This window comes from Thermobaculum sp. T2p, from assembly GCF_059335935.1.
In genome coordinates, this window is record NZ_JANZYQ010000004.1 from 57,782 (window position 1) to 72,607 (window position 14,826).

The 14,826-nt window shown below is 45.5% G+C and carries 15 protein-coding genes and 1 pseudogene; 8 read left to right on the forward strand and 8 right to left on the reverse strand.

The genetic code is table 11. The features are described from left to right. Positions 1 to 133: 133 nt before the first annotated feature. Both nrdR and N2245_RS01675 read right to left on the reverse strand, forming a co-directional pair. The gene (gene nrdR / locus N2245_RS01670; protein ID WP_494534993.1) at positions 134 to 610 is read right to left on the reverse strand and encodes a transcriptional regulator NrdR; all 477 of its coding nucleotides are present in this window, start codon (positions 608 to 610) and stop codon (positions 134 to 136) included. 62 nt (positions 611 to 672) lie between these two features. Continuing rightward, positions 673 to 885, reverse strand: coding sequence for a hypothetical protein (locus N2245_RS01675; RefSeq protein WP_494534994.1), 213 nt, complete (start codon positions 883 to 885; stop codon positions 673 to 675). 121 nt (positions 886 to 1,006) lie between these two features. Between N2245_RS01675 and tsaE the strand changes: the two genes are divergently transcribed. From tsaE to N2245_RS01700, 5 genes and pseudogenes are all read left to right on the forward strand, one after another. Further along, complete coding sequence (tsaE, locus tag N2245_RS01680) at positions 1,007 to 1,531, forward strand: tRNA (adenosine(37)-N6)-threonylcarbamoyltransferase complex ATPase subunit type 1 TsaE (protein ID WP_494534995.1); 525 nt, start codon at positions 1,007 to 1,009, stop codon at positions 1,529 to 1,531. Further along, on the forward strand, positions 1,532 to 2,206 hold the full coding sequence (tsaB, locus tag N2245_RS01685; protein ID WP_494534996.1) for a tRNA (adenosine(37)-N6)-threonylcarbamoyltransferase complex dimerization subunit type 1 TsaB: 675 nt from the start codon (positions 1,532 to 1,534) through the stop codon (positions 2,204 to 2,206). Between the two features lie 46 nt (positions 2,207 to 2,252). Continuing rightward, a pseudogene (rimI, locus tag N2245_RS01690) lies at positions 2,253 to 2,780 on the forward strand (ribosomal protein S18-alanine N-acetyltransferase); the annotation flags it as partial. A 190-nt stretch (positions 2,781 to 2,970) separates the two neighbouring features. After that, the gene (gene tsaD, locus N2245_RS01695) at positions 2,971 to 3,978 is read left to right on the forward strand and encodes a tRNA (adenosine(37)-N6)-threonylcarbamoyltransferase complex transferase subunit TsaD (RefSeq protein ID WP_494534997.1); all 1,008 of its coding nucleotides are present in this window, start codon (positions 2,971 to 2,973) and stop codon (positions 3,976 to 3,978) included. Between the two features lie 186 nt (positions 3,979 to 4,164). After that, complete coding sequence (locus N2245_RS01700) at positions 4,165 to 6,765, forward strand: peptidoglycan binding domain-containing protein (protein WP_494534998.1); 2,601 nt, start codon at positions 4,165 to 4,167, stop codon at positions 6,763 to 6,765. Positions 6,766 to 6,977: 212 nt separating this feature from the next. On the opposite strand, the gene N2245_RS01705 is transcribed toward N2245_RS01700, so the two are convergent. The 5 genes from N2245_RS01705 to N2245_RS01725 form a co-directional block, all read right to left on the reverse strand. Next, positions 6,978 to 8,045: a YeiH family protein gene (locus N2245_RS01705; protein ID WP_494534999.1), complete on the reverse strand. Its 1,068-nt coding sequence runs from the start codon at positions 8,043 to 8,045 to the stop codon at positions 6,978 to 6,980. Next, on the reverse strand, positions 8,033 to 8,926 hold the full coding sequence (locus N2245_RS01710; protein ID WP_494535000.1) for a sulfite exporter TauE/SafE family protein: 894 nt from the start codon (positions 8,924 to 8,926) through the stop codon (positions 8,033 to 8,035). The genes N2245_RS01705 and N2245_RS01710 overlap by 13 nt, the downstream gene beginning before the upstream one ends. Positions 8,927 to 8,982: 56 nt before the next feature. Further along, positions 8,983 to 10,161, reverse strand: a complete 1,179-nt coding sequence (sat, locus tag N2245_RS01715; RefSeq protein WP_494535001.1) for a sulfate adenylyltransferase — start codon at positions 10,159 to 10,161, stop codon at positions 8,983 to 8,985. 37 nt (positions 10,162 to 10,198) lie between these two features. Beyond that, complete coding sequence (cysC, locus tag N2245_RS01720) at positions 10,199 to 10,789, reverse strand: adenylyl-sulfate kinase (RefSeq protein ID WP_494535058.1); 591 nt, start codon at positions 10,787 to 10,789, stop codon at positions 10,199 to 10,201. 80 nt (positions 10,790 to 10,869) lie between these two features. Further along, a complete protein-coding gene (locus N2245_RS01725; protein WP_494535002.1) occupies positions 10,870 to 11,616 on the reverse strand; it encodes a phosphoadenylyl-sulfate reductase in 747 nt (248 codons plus the stop codon). Between the two features lie 209 nt (positions 11,617 to 11,825). Here N2245_RS01725 and pdxS point away from each other — a divergent pair, with 209 nt between their 5' ends. Together pdxS and pdxT are read left to right on the forward strand one after the other, a co-directional pair. Further along, the gene (gene pdxS, locus N2245_RS01730; protein WP_494535003.1) at positions 11,826 to 12,707 is read left to right on the forward strand and encodes a pyridoxal 5'-phosphate synthase lyase subunit PdxS; all 882 of its coding nucleotides are present in this window, start codon (positions 11,826 to 11,828) and stop codon (positions 12,705 to 12,707) included. Positions 12,708 to 12,766: 59 nt separating this feature from the next. Beyond that, the gene (gene pdxT, locus N2245_RS01735; RefSeq protein ID WP_494535059.1) at positions 12,767 to 13,357 is read left to right on the forward strand and encodes a pyridoxal 5'-phosphate synthase glutaminase subunit PdxT; all 591 of its coding nucleotides are present in this window, start codon (positions 12,767 to 12,769) and stop codon (positions 13,355 to 13,357) included. Here pdxT and yqeC read toward each other — a convergent pair whose 3' ends face one another. Beyond that, a complete protein-coding gene (gene yqeC / locus N2245_RS01740; protein WP_494535004.1) occupies positions 13,358 to 14,110 on the reverse strand; it encodes a selenium cofactor biosynthesis protein YqeC in 753 nt (250 codons plus the stop codon). It lies immediately after the preceding gene. Positions 14,111 to 14,190: 80 nt separating this feature from the next. Here yqeC and hpt point away from each other — a divergent pair, with 80 nt between their 5' ends. After that, positions 14,191 to 14,751: a hypoxanthine phosphoribosyltransferase gene (gene hpt, locus N2245_RS01745; RefSeq protein ID WP_012873991.1), complete on the forward strand. Its 561-nt coding sequence runs from the start codon at positions 14,191 to 14,193 to the stop codon at positions 14,749 to 14,751. Positions 14,752 to 14,826: the final 75 nt, after the last annotated feature.

Consider the following 14,826-nt stretch of genomic DNA (forward strand, 5'->3'; position numbering starts at 1 on the left):
GACCCTCCTGTTGTTCCCACCCGAGCCATCTATATACAACATATAGTAGTGACTCTATGTTTCTAATACTAATACTAGTGTATCACCAGTGAGGCTTGGTTGCAACAGGTTGGAGGGGTGTAAGCAAAAGATTTTATATGTTCATGGGTATCTGTTCTTCTGGTGGTTTCTGTGGACGCCTTACTTGTTCTACTGCCTCGATGAAGCCATTTACGTCGTGGAATCTAAGATATACGGATGCAAATCTTATATATGCCACTTCATCGAGTACCCGGAGCTTTTTCATTACAGCTTGGCCTATCTCTGAGCTGTCTACTTCCTGGCGTCCAGAGAACTGTTCTTCGATTTCATCTACTATCTGCTGCATAGTAGAGTAGGACACCGGTCTTTTGTTGCATGCTAGTCTTATTCCTGTGAGTAGCTTATTTCTATCCCATTCCTCTCGAGTGCCGTCTCGCTTTACAACTAGAGGCATGATTTGCTCTATCCTCTCGTACGTCGTGAAACGGTAGCCACAATCCTCGCACTTTCTTCTGCGCCGGATCGCGTTAGTAGTCTCTCGAGAGTCGGTTACTCTAGTCTTGGTAGATCCGCATTTAGGGCAATGCACAGGAATTCTCCACTAACAATATATTGTAGTAGAGGTTGTAACGATATACAACATAAAAGCTTCTATTGCTCTCTCAATTTTCTCTTCATCCTATGCTTAGCTATCTCTTCAGCTACTGAGGTCATGTCTGAGTCCAGTGATTTTGCCAAGCTCTTGAATAGATCTTTGCATTCTTGATCTGTGGATTGCTTTATGGCCTTTTTGTAGAAGTCAATCAGTTCCTTCTGTTTACTTAGGGTTTCCTCAAGTATTCTGTCCTCTGGACCATGATTCATAATTTGCCTTCTCCTGTTTGATCAAGTAGTCAGCTGTAATCTATCATTTATGATAGTCTAACTATGATAGGCTAACCTAGCAGTAGCTAAAAACCTTAGATCGGAAGTCGAGTGAATACTAATGCTGCAGCAGTTGGATAGGCTTGTACTACTGACTCATAACGCTGAAGAGACCAAAAACTTAGGTAGAACTCTAGCACAACTAGTGCAGCCTGGCGATGTGATACCACTATGGGGTGGTTTCGGAGTTGGGAAGACTACTTTTACCCAGGGCTTGGCAGAGGGACTTGGAGTACGCGAGGCTGTAGTTAGTCCGTCCTTTGGTCTGGTGAACATCTACCATGGTACTAGAAGGCCGGAGATAACCCTTTACCACCTAGACCTATACAGAATAGGTAGCAGGCAGGAAGCTGAAGGGTTTGGAGCTGATGAGCTCATAATGGACGAAGGCGTTGCTCTTGTAGAATGGCCTGAGGTCATAAAGGATTTGTTGCCTCCAGAGAGGTTAGATGTAAACTTTGAATGGATAGACGAAAACAACCGCAAGATAACGCTTGCTGCTAGCGGTAAAAGGTTCTTGACGCTTCTAACTGACCTGAAAGATAAACTTAGGCAGGATAAAGTTGCTGTTGATAAGGAGAGTTAGTTGGCAAAGGATCTAATACTTGCTCTAGATACTTCTGATCGTAGATGCGGGCTGGCTATTAACCGCGATGGTGAGAATTTGCTTGATTTATCTTGGGATTCCGGCAGGTCGCATACTGTTCAACTTATGCCCTGGCTAGATTACGCATTCAAACAGTTGAGGCTCTCTAAGGATAGTATATCTGCAGTTGCTGTAACTACTGGTCCTGGGTCGTTCACTGCTATGAGGGTGGGCATGGCAACTGCTAAGGGCATATGTAAAGCACTAGATGTACCCATCATAGGCGTATCCACTCTTCTCTACGCTGCATGGCCCTACAGGTACTTCTGTAAGCATATTGTGGCCTGTCTTGTGCTAGGTAGGGGGAGAGTGGCTGCTGCGCTTTATGCATCTGAAGGTGGAGGAAACCTTAGCTTAGAATGGTGCAGGAGTTTATCCTTGCAGGAGCTGGTTAGCGAATTAGATTCTCTACCTTACGCTAGGGTTCTATTGTGTGGGGATATTCCAGTTGATTTAAGGGAGAATCTAAAGGATAGTACTAAGTATTTATTACCATCCCCTGCAGAGTCTAGTAGACGTCTGGCAGTCCTTGCTGAGATTGCCTGGCAGAGATTTAGATCAGGGGCTATAGATAATCCAGCCACTTTACAAGCGGAATATCTTGATCGTAAGTAGGGTTCTACAAGTATGACGACAAAGAAAAAGCAAAGGTTGTAGAGCTATGCCCTTCAAAATCGAGCGCATGAAGGTTGAAGACATCCCTGAAGTGGCTGAAATTGATCGTATATCTTTTTCGACTCCTTGGCCTCCCAGTGCTTACAGAAGAGAGATAGAGCATCCGGATAGGAATTATTACATAGTGCTTCGCAGAGTCGGAGAAGGGCCCCTTAAGGACAGGGAGATGGTCAGGCATGGTGTACTAGCTAATATCCTGCCTTTTCTAAAGGATGAGAAGTTAGAACCCAATCCAAATCCCATTATTGGATACGCAGGGCTTTGGATCATTGGGGAGGAGGCACACGTGACGACTATAGCAGTTCTTCCCCAGTTCAGAGGAAAGAAATTAGGTGAGCTGTTGTTAGTCAGTCTTATAGACTATGCTAGGAAAAATGGTGTTCATAGGATGACTCTTGAGGCTAGGGTTTCGAATCATGTAGCTCAGTCCCTGTATCGCAAGTATACCTTCAAAAATGCCGGTTACAGAAGGCGCTATTACAGCGACAATGGGGAAGATGCCCTTGTAATGTGGTCGGACCGTATAGACACAGATGAGTTTGCCAACAAGTTTGAAAGTCTCAAGCGCGAGCTTTTTGAAAAGCTGAATGGACAGCTGATATTGGAGGATGATTCTATAAAAGATGTCTCCCATGAACATGTTGGAGGGAGTATAGAGCATGTAGATAGGGAGTCTCCTTAGCTCCTTCAGATAAGGAGGTGCCATGAACATATTGGCTATAGAGACAAGTTGTGATGAGACTAGTGCGGCGGTAATCGCAGATGGCTACTTGGTCAAGTCAAACATAGTAGCTTCTCAGATAGATATACACCGTCGCTTTGGTGGTGTCTTCCCGGAGGTTGCTAGTAGGCAGCACGTATTAGCGATATTGCCTACCATAGAGGAGTCTTTATCTAAAGCTCAGGTAGGATGGGAAGATATAGACGCAATAGCCGTAACTAAGGGCCCTGGATTAGTGGGTTCCTTACTGGTTGGTGTTAATACTGCTAAGGGGATAGCTTGGGCAAGGGATTTGCCTCTTATAGGCTCCAACCATATAGAAGGGCATATATATGCCAACTGGTTGCAGGAAGATCCCAACGCTCCTCGACATATACCACAATTTCCACTGCTTGCCCTAATAGTGTCGGGTGGACATACGGAACTCATCCTAATGAAGGATCATGGAGTCTATGAGAGGCTAGGACGTACTCTTGACGACGCTGCAGGTGAAGCCTTTGATAAAGCCGCTAGGATTTTGGGTTTGGGATTTCCAGGAGGTCCAGCAATTCAGAAGGCGGCTGAGAAAGCAGAAGGAAGGGAGTTTGTATTACCGAGAGCTGAGTTGCCGGGAACGTTCAACTTCAGCTTTAGCGGCCTAAAAACAGCGCTACTAAGGGCTGTTGAGACTTCCGAGAATGTCGATGTATATGCTTTGGCTAATGGATTCCAAGAGTCAGTGGTCGATATACTTGTTCGCAAGACTGTAGCTGCAGCCGAGCACACTGCCGCAAAGGAGGTAGTCATAGCTGGTGGGGTAGCGGCCAACACAAGGCTGAGGGAAAGGATAAAGCAGGAGCTCGGAGAGAAGGTACGTGTTCCTAAGTTTGAATACTGTACGGATAATGCTGCGATGATAGGTGGGCTAGCTTACTATAGGTACATCCGAGGCAAGACGGACCAGTTAGATCTAGATGTTGATCCTAACCTTGACTTAGTCTTAGATACATAATTTTGGTATAGATTTTGCTCCTTTGCATCGTAACTTCCTGCTATTCGTGCAGTTTTAACTATTGGTATAACCATGGCTTTCAAAAGGAACCACTCAATTAGTCAATAAATATTTATTATTGGTTTGTCTTATAAAGTAACATATTTTATTTTCACTCTTGTTGGTGTTTGAGTAGGGGTTGGATCTATGGAAACTGGTCAAGTAAGAACTCTGCCCTCTGCCTTCGGGCTAGCTAAATGGTCCTGGAATCGTAGTAGGCTGTTACTAGCTGGAATGCTAGCATTTATACTGCTCTTGCTAGCTGCCTTGGGTGTGTATGCTATCGCTTATTCTGGCAAGATTTATCCTGGCGTAAAAGTCCTTGGAGTTGATCTCTCTGGAAAGACTAAGCAGGAAGCCGCAAGATTACTCCAATCTAGGGCAGATGAACTCTTAGAGTCTCCTGTAGTTCTCACTGCCGACAAACATAGATTCCAAGTAAAATCCTCAGATCTTGGAGTCAATTTTGATATCCAGGCAATGGTGAATTCGGCCTACCAGTTTGGCCGTTCGGATGCTTTTGCCTCAAGGTGGTTTCAGCGTTTCATGGCACCTTTTAAGGAACATGAAGTAACTCCTGTCGTAGCTCTTGATAATGCTAAGACTAGAAATGCTCTGGAATCTATAGCTTCTACTGTTGATCGCCCAGTTAGGGATGCCAAGATCATACTAGGTGAGGATGGTCCCAGGTTTATTACTTCACAAGTGGGAGTCAGGTTAGATGTAGATGCCAACCTTAAAAGTCTCTCTAATTCCATCCCGAGAGCATACGAAAAGAGTACTACTGTATCACTTAAGGTCGTATACACCCGTCCTTCTATTAAGGACAGCGATTTACAACCGATCTATAAAGGATTGGTAGCTGCTTGGAACAGACCTCTAACTCTAAAGTTTGGTGATAAGCAATGGTCTATGCCGGTATCTGAGGTCAGGCAGCTGCTGCGGTTGGATACTTCGGGTAAGTTGCCTAAGCCATATCTACTTGAAGCTCCAATTAGGAACTGGTTGGAGGATATTAGTCAAGAGGTAGATTCTGACCCTGTTGATGCTAGGATAAAAGTTCTGTCGCAGTCTGTCGAGCTAATGCCTCATAAAGATGGTTATACGCTTCTTGAAGATCAGACTGCAGAGCGCATACAAGCAGAAGCATTTAAGAGTGGCACTATAGATGTGGTTGTGCAGGTTACCCACCCTAACATTACCACCGAAAGTCTTAAGCCTGTAGTTGATAAAGCCAACGTTATGGTCAGCCAACCCTTTGAGGTATTCTACCGTAATCGCAGTTGGACTCTCGAACCTCAAGATCTAATCCAAATGCTAAGGTGGAACCAAGATGATACTCCACCTACACCCTACATATCTAGGAACAAGTTGCGTGCGTGGTTATCTGGAATTGCTGAGCGCATAGAGCGTTCTCCCATAAACGCCAGGGTAACTGTCGATAACGGCAAGGTAAGGATAATCCCAGCAAGGATAGGTGTCAGACTAAACATAGATACCAATTTGAAGGCCCTGATATCTGCTATTAGCTCTGGTAATACCAGGCAATTCGCTCTTCAGGTACAGCGATGGGAGCCTAAGATCAAGAGCGCAGATCTAAGACCTGCCGTTGATCTTGCTAACCAGCTTATATCTAAGCCTATAACAGTTAGCTACTCTGGTGGAAGCTGGAGTATAGATTCAACAACGCTTGCGAGCTGGCTTCATTGGGAAGGTAAGGGGAAGAATATAACGCCTGTTCTCGATTATGACAGTGTAAGAAGCTTTGTTTACCAGATAGCCCAACAAGTCAATAAGGACCCTTCTGATGCCTATCTCAGTGTAGCTGATGGTTATGCCCATATCGTGCCTGAGACGGTTGGAGTCGCTGTTAATATAGAATCTACCACGCAAAAGATAATCAACGCTGCTTCTACCCCTACCAGGAATGTTACCTTGGATGTAACAACTTCTTATCCTCAGGTAACCTCGGATGATCTAAAACCCACTCTAGATAAGATGCTCTACTGGACAGGGGAAAGGTTCTACATGTCATTGGACGGTAGAACTTGGTGGTTGGATCCGAGCGATTTGGTGCTGGCCCTGAGATGGTATGGAACTGGCGAAAATACTGTAGTCTACTTGGACGAGAGCGCTCTAGAGCAACAGATAAGGCGATGGGTACCTCAGGATTCTGTAACGAATATGGATATAAATTATTCAGCTACCGCTCAGGTGGCTATGAAGGCAATCATCAACGGTAATAGGCACATCGCCATAGTGGCTGAACCCATCAAAGATAACACAAATGATCAGGAACATAAGGGTTATGAGTCATTCTGGAAAGGAGATTTCCCCACTAAATGGATAGACATAAATCTTTCCTCTCAGAGTTTGGCTGCATATGAGGGGTCGAGGCAGGTCAAGGTTTCTCTAATTACTAGTGGTAGACCTGAACTGCCTACTCCCACTGGTTTGTTCCACGTGCTATCAAAGATTAGCCCTAAGGTCTTCATATCTCCATGGCCTAAGGATTCCGAATGGTACTACCCACCGTCTAAGGCTAATTTTGCGCTTTTGTTTAGATCCGGAGGCTACTATATACACGATGCGCCATGGAGGAGCGTTTATGGACCGGGGACTAATGGATCCGGGCCTCCAGGTGACGCGCGTACTGGGTCTCACGGATGTGTCAACGTACCTTATAGTATGATGGCTTGGTTGTATTCCTGGGCAGAGGTGGGTACGCCGATCCTGATACACTATTAGGTCTTGGTTTGTACTTAGCTGAGTGGCATATTAAGCACTTAATATGCCACTCAGCTAGCTAGGACTTTGGAACTTCTACGACTTTAGTAGTGTCCTATTTTCGTGGCAAATAATAAATTGCAAGAAAACATCTTTTGTTGCGGACAGCTTTTAGCATATGCACTTAGCATGGCGTAATATAATGTGCTTTTCGATAGGTGGGTGGAACTGAGTTAAGATATTATCATCGAGATTATAAGTGATGTTGAAGCTATAAAAAGCGTACTTATACCGCCTGCCAATAGCGGCTTATATCCTACCTTGCTCAAGTCACTCCATCTTAGTCTAAACCCTATTCCCGCAAATGCCATCAGGAAGAACCATGAAGATAGATTATATAGAGATGTTTTATCTTCTGCCGATAAAAAGCCAAGGCTGGAAATGATAGATAAAACCACAAAGGCCAATATGAATTTGGGCGTGTGCTTCCAGATGTTGCGGATAGCTGCGCCTTTTGAGGTGCCTTCTTTGTTATCTATTTGATCGATAATTGAGATCACAGCTCCAAGCGTGAGTATGCGGCATAGTTTAGTGGCTATAGCTATAGCACCGGCCGCTGCCCCCAACGTATAACCGGTAGCAACCACCTCTGCAGTGTTGTTGACGGATAGTCCAGTCCATGTGCCGTAAATATGCTCTGATAGACCCAGGAGTCTGCCCAAGATTGGGTACAAGACTATAGCCAAAGCTCCAAAAACTAGCACCGTGCCTATTGCATATTCTGTTTCTTCTTCGCTGGCATCTATTCGTTTAGACGTATTTATAATTGCCGAGACTCCACATATACCGGAGCCGGCAGCTATGAGAATAGCTAGAGATCGGGGTAACCTAAACCATTTACCTATTACTAGAGTTATAAAGAAACCTAATAGTACTATGAGCATTGCTGAAGGTAGAACCTTTAACCAATATATACCCAACTGTGTGAAGGCAACTTGAGCTCCAAGAAGGACTATGCCTACCTTGAGCCATAGCTCATAAGTGCTGATTCCCTTTTCTAATACCGGATGCAATCCGAAACTATTACTTATGAATGCTCCCACGAGTATTGACATGGGGATATAGCTTAGCCCTGTCAGAAAGTATGAACACACGAGCGCAAAGTAGCCGACAGCTACCAACAAAAGTATTCCAGGAGCGTATCTTTGGACTCTTCTCCATATAAACACGTGTATGGGAGTTTCCTTAATCTCCTGGCTAACAGCTTCGATGTGAGGGTGTATCTCCGTTAATTCAGCCATAGCTTCCAACCAGTCAGAAATAGTACTATAGCCAAGATGGTTCGTAGCAGTCTTTCAGGTACCACCTTTACTAGCCTGCTGCCCAGGACTATGCCTGGCACTGATCCAATCAGCAGGTTGCTGACAAGTATTAGATCGACATTACCTGCCATGAGGTGTGAAGCTCCTGCGGCTGCGGTTAATAACACAGCATGGAATATATCAGTTCCTACTAGCGTAGACGTTGGCATTGGGTAGAACATTATCAGGATAGGCATTAGGAGACTACCTGAGCCTACGCTGGTCAGACCAACAAGAAATCCAACAAAGAATCCTAGGATAGGGGTTAGTACCTTCCTAGCTAGCGAGAAATTCTCCATGTTGGCCTTAGAGTAACTTTTTATGGGAAGAAATGTCCGCAAGATTATTGACGTACTAACTAACATGAAAGTTACAGCGAGTACTTTGGTTATAAAGCGTTCGGCATCGTCCCCATAAGACCTATGAATCAGCTCTACTGATTCAGCTCCCAGAAGCGCTCCTGGAACGCTACCTATAGCTAACCACGCCGTTAATCGGACATGCACCGATCCATGTTTATAATGCTGAAAAGCTCCAAACACCTTAGTGATAGTGGCATATATAAGATCTGAGCCTATAGCCAGCGAAGGTTTTACTTTGAGTATAAGTATTAGGAGTGGAGCCATTAGAGCTCCACTCCCCATTCCTGTCATGCCAACGAGGATGCCAACAAGAAGCCCCCCAAGGGCTATTCTTATTTGAAAGTGTGCGCCCCCTTGTGCCCATGCTGGCAATAGCTCATTCCAAGGTATGGCCAGCCCAAGCTTGACTGCTATCAGGAAGAGTATTGATAGCAGGAATACTACCCAGTCTCTATTCAAATGCCACTCTTCTGAGCGTCTGGCCAGATTTCTCATGGGAACACTATGCTTTTGATTTATGCGAGATCCGCGACTGATTGCCGAGATCTGTAAGCTTCGATTAGTATTTGCGCCACCTCAGGCCTACTGAACTCTTTAGGAGGCATTTGCCCAGCGGCCAGCATATTTCTTACCTTAGTACCACTTAGTACAACCCTGCTGGATTCGGGGTGCGGGCATGTCTTAGTTGATGCCATGGCCTCGCATTGATTGCACCAGAAAGCATGCTCAAATTTCATTGGTGTAATGCCTAGCTCCGAAGGCTCAAACTCATCAAATAGTTTTTGAGCATCATAGGTACCATAGTAGTTACCTACACCAGCATGATCTCTGCCTACTATGAAGTGTGTACATCCATAGTTTTTACGTATAAGTGCGTGAAAGATAGCTTCCCTAGGACCAGCATATCTCATGGCTGCTGGTAGCACGCCAAGGATGACCCGATCGCGTGGATAGTAATTTTCCAACAGCACCTCATAGCACTTCATCCTCACATCTGCTGGTACGTCATCACTCTTGGTTTCCCCTACTAGGGGGTGAAGCAGTAGACCGTCTACTGTCTCTAGTGCGCATTTTTGTATGTATTCATGAGCTCTATGGACTGGGTTCCTGGTCTGGAATCCTACGACGGTTCTCCATCCCCTCTCCTGGATTAGCCTTCTGGTCTCTGCAGGAGTTCGGTTGTATTTAGGAAACTGTAGCGGAGCCCTTTCGAAAACAGTGACTGTCCCGCCGATAAGTATCTCTCCCTGGGCGTACATAGCCCTCACACCCGGGTGAGCTTCTTCTGATGTTCGAAACACTTTTTCTGCGTCAGAGACCTTGTCGTAGCTAAATATGTCTTGGACTTCTATTGTCGCTACGATTTTCTCATCTCTAGTTAGAGCGGCCTTTGAACCTATACTTAGCGATCTTGCTACATCTTCAGTGGTCGAAAGCGTGATAGGTAGGCTCCAGGGTAAGCCATTGGAGAGCCGCATGTTATCTACCACGCTCCTGTAATCATCCGAGCTCATAAAGCCTTCAAGCGGGCTAAATGCACCTACTGCTATTAGATCAAGGTCGGACTGCTCCCTGGCATTTATAGGGATTTTAGGCAGGTTTGCAGCTTCAGCCCGCAAGTCTTCCAGCAGCTCTTGCGGTGCCATTCTGTTGATCAACTTTCCACCATGGGGATCTATCAGCTCTTGCTGCATTCGAACAACTCCTGGAGTAAAATCTCGCTCTTGAAAGCTACTTTGCGCCTACGGCAACATCTACCTTGGGAAGGTATCCTAGCTCTTCGAGACGCGTCACTATCTTATTGAGGCTTTCCTCAACGGTTTCTTTCTCCGAATCTACAACTATTTCAGGGTTTAGAGGTTCCTCGTAAGGATCGGATATGCCAGTAAAGTTGGAGATCTCTCCTCTCAGAGCCTTAGCATATAGACCTTTTACATCTCTTCTTGCAAGTTCTTCTATGGAGCACTTGACATACACTTCCACAAAATTACCTATCATCTCTCTAGCTTCTTGTCTTGTCTCTCTGTAAGGAGATATGGCGCTGGTTATAACTGCTACGCCATTTCTGGTCAACAGTTGTGCCACAAAGGCTATGCGGCGTATATTAGTATCTCTATCTTCTTTAGAAAAGCCCAGGCCCTTTGATAAGTGGGTTCTCACCACATCACCATCTAGCTTCTCGACTTTGAGTCCCCTTTCCCTAAGGATCGGCTCAAGACGATCAGCAAGGGTGGTCTTGCCAGCACCTGAAAGTCCAGTAAACCAAACCGTAAAGCCTTTTTGATCCAAAATGCGCTTCCTCCTTTTGTTTTGTAAGTTTATAGATTATGCGAAGTTTGTTGAAAAGTTTTCTCAGTGCTAATACTCACCAGGTGAGACTATCTCACCTGGTTTTTTTGCTCTTATTGTCTGGAAGATTCCGTTTGAGGTAGCTTGATATGCAGTCCGCACTCCACCTTACCAGTACCTGCCCATCTGCCAGCACGGCTATCATCTGATCCATAGACAGGCGAGGTGCAATGGGTGCATCCTATACTAGGGTATCCCCGATCATGTAGCGGGTTATAGGGAACATTATGCTTGAAGATGTACCTCCATACATCTTTTTCTGTCCAATAGGCCAATGGGTTTATTTTGTAGAGTCCAAACTTAGAATCCCATTCCACAGGTCGTACGTTTCGTCGTGTTGATGACTGGTCCCTTCTAAGTCCTGTTATCCAGGCTGACCTGCCCTTGAGCGCCTCTCGAGTTGGTTCCACCTTTCTAAGATGGCAGCAGAGATCTGGGTTTCTCTTCCAGAGCTCATCCCCATACTTCTCTGCCTGTGCTTCCGGAGTAAGTGCAGACTTGAAAGCTATAGGCTTTATACCGTAGCGCTTGATCGCCTCCTCTTTTGTCTGATGAGTCTCTGGAAACAGGAAATCAGTATCTATATAAAAGATATCTATATCAGGCTTGATCTTCACGGCCATGTCTAGAATGGCCATACCAGAGATGCCCCCAAAGGAGCATGCTAAAATCAAACCGTCGCCAAATCTATCTACGGCCCACTTGATGATCTCTTGTGGTGTCGTATCTTCTAGCTCGGCATTTATTCCGTCCAATTCTTCTTTTGTCGGCTCTTCAACGATTTTATCAACTAGGCTCAAGGTTAACCTCCCATTGACCATATACCGTAACCACTTTACTAAATACAGCTTATATGTAGCTACTAAAGTAGTTATAGTTTGCGTAATTACTTTTATCTTTAGCATAAGAGTTTCTTATAAAAACTTTTCCGCGACACCTGTATTTGTATGCGCTAAAATGATCTATTGGAGTAACCCATGATACTCCATATATTCAGGAGGCTATTGAAGTGGAAAAGTCTACGGAATTAACCAAGCGTGGTTTGGCAGAGATGCTTAAGGGTGGCGTCATAATGGACGTCGTGAATGCTGAGCAGGCACGTATTGCAGAAGCTGCTGGTGCTGTCGCAGTCATGGCCCTAGAAAGGGTCCCAGCGGATATAAGAGCGCAAGGTGGTGTGGCTCGAATGAGCGACCCTGCTCTCATAGAGGAGATCATGAACGCGGTCACCATCCCAGTGATGGCCAAAGTGAGGATCGGACATTTTGTGGAAGCTCAGATCCTGGAGGCTCTCGGAGTTGACTATATAGATGAAAGTGAGGTATTGACGCCCGCTGACGAGATGCACCATATAGACAAGAAGAAGTTCAAGGTGCCTTTTGTCTGTGGGGCTAGAGACCTTGGCGAGGCTCTAAGACGTGTGGGCGAAGGTGCTAGTATGCTGAGGCTCAAGGGAGAAGCAGGTACTGGCAACATAGTAGAGGCAGTTAGGCACGCTCGCCTTATATACAGCGAGGTTCGTCGACTATCCACTATGCCTGAAGATGAATGGATGGCTTATGCTAAGCAGATTCAGGCGCCATATGAGCTAGTTGCTGAGGTGGCACGTACCGGTAAGCTCCCAGTAGTTAACTTTGCCGCCGGTGGTATTGCTACACCAGCGGACGCTGCGCTCATGATGCAACTCGGGGTGGATGGTATTTTCGTGGGTAGCGGTATATTCAAATCAAGTGACCCTTACAAGAGAGCTAAGGCTATAGTGGAAGCTACCACCCACTATAATGATCCGGATGTGTTGGTTAGAGTCAGTAAGGGGCTTGGTGAAGCTATGCATGGCATCGATATTAGGACTTTATCTCAGGAAGAGCTGATGGCTCCTAGAGGCTGGTAACAGCTCATCGTAGAGGTTCAGAGGTGAAAGGCATCACAAACGTTGGAGATCATAGGGACTTGAAGATAGGTGTTCTGGCCCTGCAGGGGGACTTTAGAGAGCATGAGCAGATGCTTCGCAGGATAGGTATTATTCCTGTTGAAGTTAGGAAGCCCGAACACCTCTACGAACTAGATGGGATTATCATCCCTGGGGGAGAAAGCACTACTATCGGGAAGCTGGCTGTTAACTATGGCCTGATGGAGCCCTTGAAAGATTTTGCCGCTCAGGGGAAGCCTGTGTGGGGTACATGTGCGGGTATGATTTTCCTCTCAAAAGATGTGGGTATGGAGCAGCCCTTACTTGGGCTGCTCGACGTAAAGGTACGGCGGAACGCGTTTGGCCGGCAGCTTGATTCCTTCGAAGCTGATATAGAAATGCCGGAGGTTAGCGAACGCCCTGTACACGCAGTGTTTATAAGAGCTCCGATAGTGGAATCAGTTGGGCCAGGGGTGCAGGTATTGGGTAGGCTTCAGGATGGTACGGTAGTCGCCGTGAGGCAAGGTAATATACTAGCAACATCTTTTCACCCAGAACTTACTCAAGATCCCACCATGCACCTCTACTTCATCTCTATGGCAAAGGGAGATCTGGTAACCAATAGATCTTGACTATAGGACTATCAAGTTTCCATCTTTAGTTATTCCGATCATAGTATCAAAACCCTCTCTGTTAATGGAGACTACTTTGCGAGCGATCTCTTCAGCCTCCAACTTATTGTCCTGCGACAATGCTGTGAGCAGGAGATAGCTTCTGACTCCTTCAGGTTTGCCCCTTAGTATGCCCAGAGGAGATGCTAGTATCTTTGCAAACGCTTCAACTGTAAGAGGAGATGAAGGATCCATACAAGCTAGTTTCTGACCTTCTTCTGGCCGGTGACACGCTTCTGATAGAGACATGCCCAGAGCTTTGAGGCTTGCTATGGCAACGAAGTGAGTAGTATATGGAGGTACAGCAGGTTCGTGCTCGGCGGGAGCCTTGATGAATCTATGCCTGGCCCCATCGGCCTCGACTATCACTGAGTCGGCGGTATTTTTGATATGCCAAAGAAAATCAAAATCTACTCCCTGCAACTTGTCCTTGCGTGATATTGCGCCAACTATAGTTACGTGTCGGTACTTCTCTAAAGCTTCAGGTAAGTAATTAACCTTCTGCTCAATCTCCTCACGAGTCAGTAGCAAAGGTGTTTGATTTTTGGACGGCATCTGTATAGCGGTTGTAGTAGTGGTTATGACTCTTAGTCCCCTGTCCGATAGCTCATGGGCTATTCGGAACATAGTGGTGGTTTTCCCGCCAGCACCTACTAGGGATACGAAGCTAGATGGTCCTATTTCGAGATACGAGCTAAGGTTGTTGCTAAGCATTTTGATAAAGCATCTTACTTATGGTTCTAGTATCCTTATTATGGTAAAAATTGCACTTAGATTCCAACGGGGGATACTTAATGAATTCCGATATAGAGCAAATTCTCATAACTGAGTCCGAACTCCAGGCCAAGATCAAGGAACTTGGTAGCCGGATAGCTGAGGACTATAAGGATAAGATACCAGTGTTGATAGGGGTGCTAAATGGAGCAGTTATGTTTGTGTCTGACCTTATAAGGGCTTGCCCCATTCAGCTCAACATAGATTTTATGGCAGTTAGCTCTTATCAGGATAGCACTGAAAGTAGCGGTGTAGTGAAGATCATCAAGGATCTAGATCGTAATATCAGCGGCAGACACATATTGATCGTTGAGGACATAATCGATACGGGTTTGACCTTATCCTACCTTCTTGAGACGTTGCAAGCCAGGCATCCAGCCAGCATCAAAGTATGCGCTTTGCTGGATAAGGCCAGCAGAAGGCGCGTGAATGTGCCTATAGATTATCTGGGATTTCAGATACCAGATAAATTTGTTGTTGGATACGGATTGGACTTTAGAGATCTATATAGGAACCTTCCTTATATAGGAGTACTTAAGCCTTATCTGTATGAGGGAATAACCGGAGACAACGATATATAACAAACGATCTGTATGCTTGACTCATAAAAGGCTATACTGTTGTGTGATCTTTGAGATGAACTTTATAAATGCTGG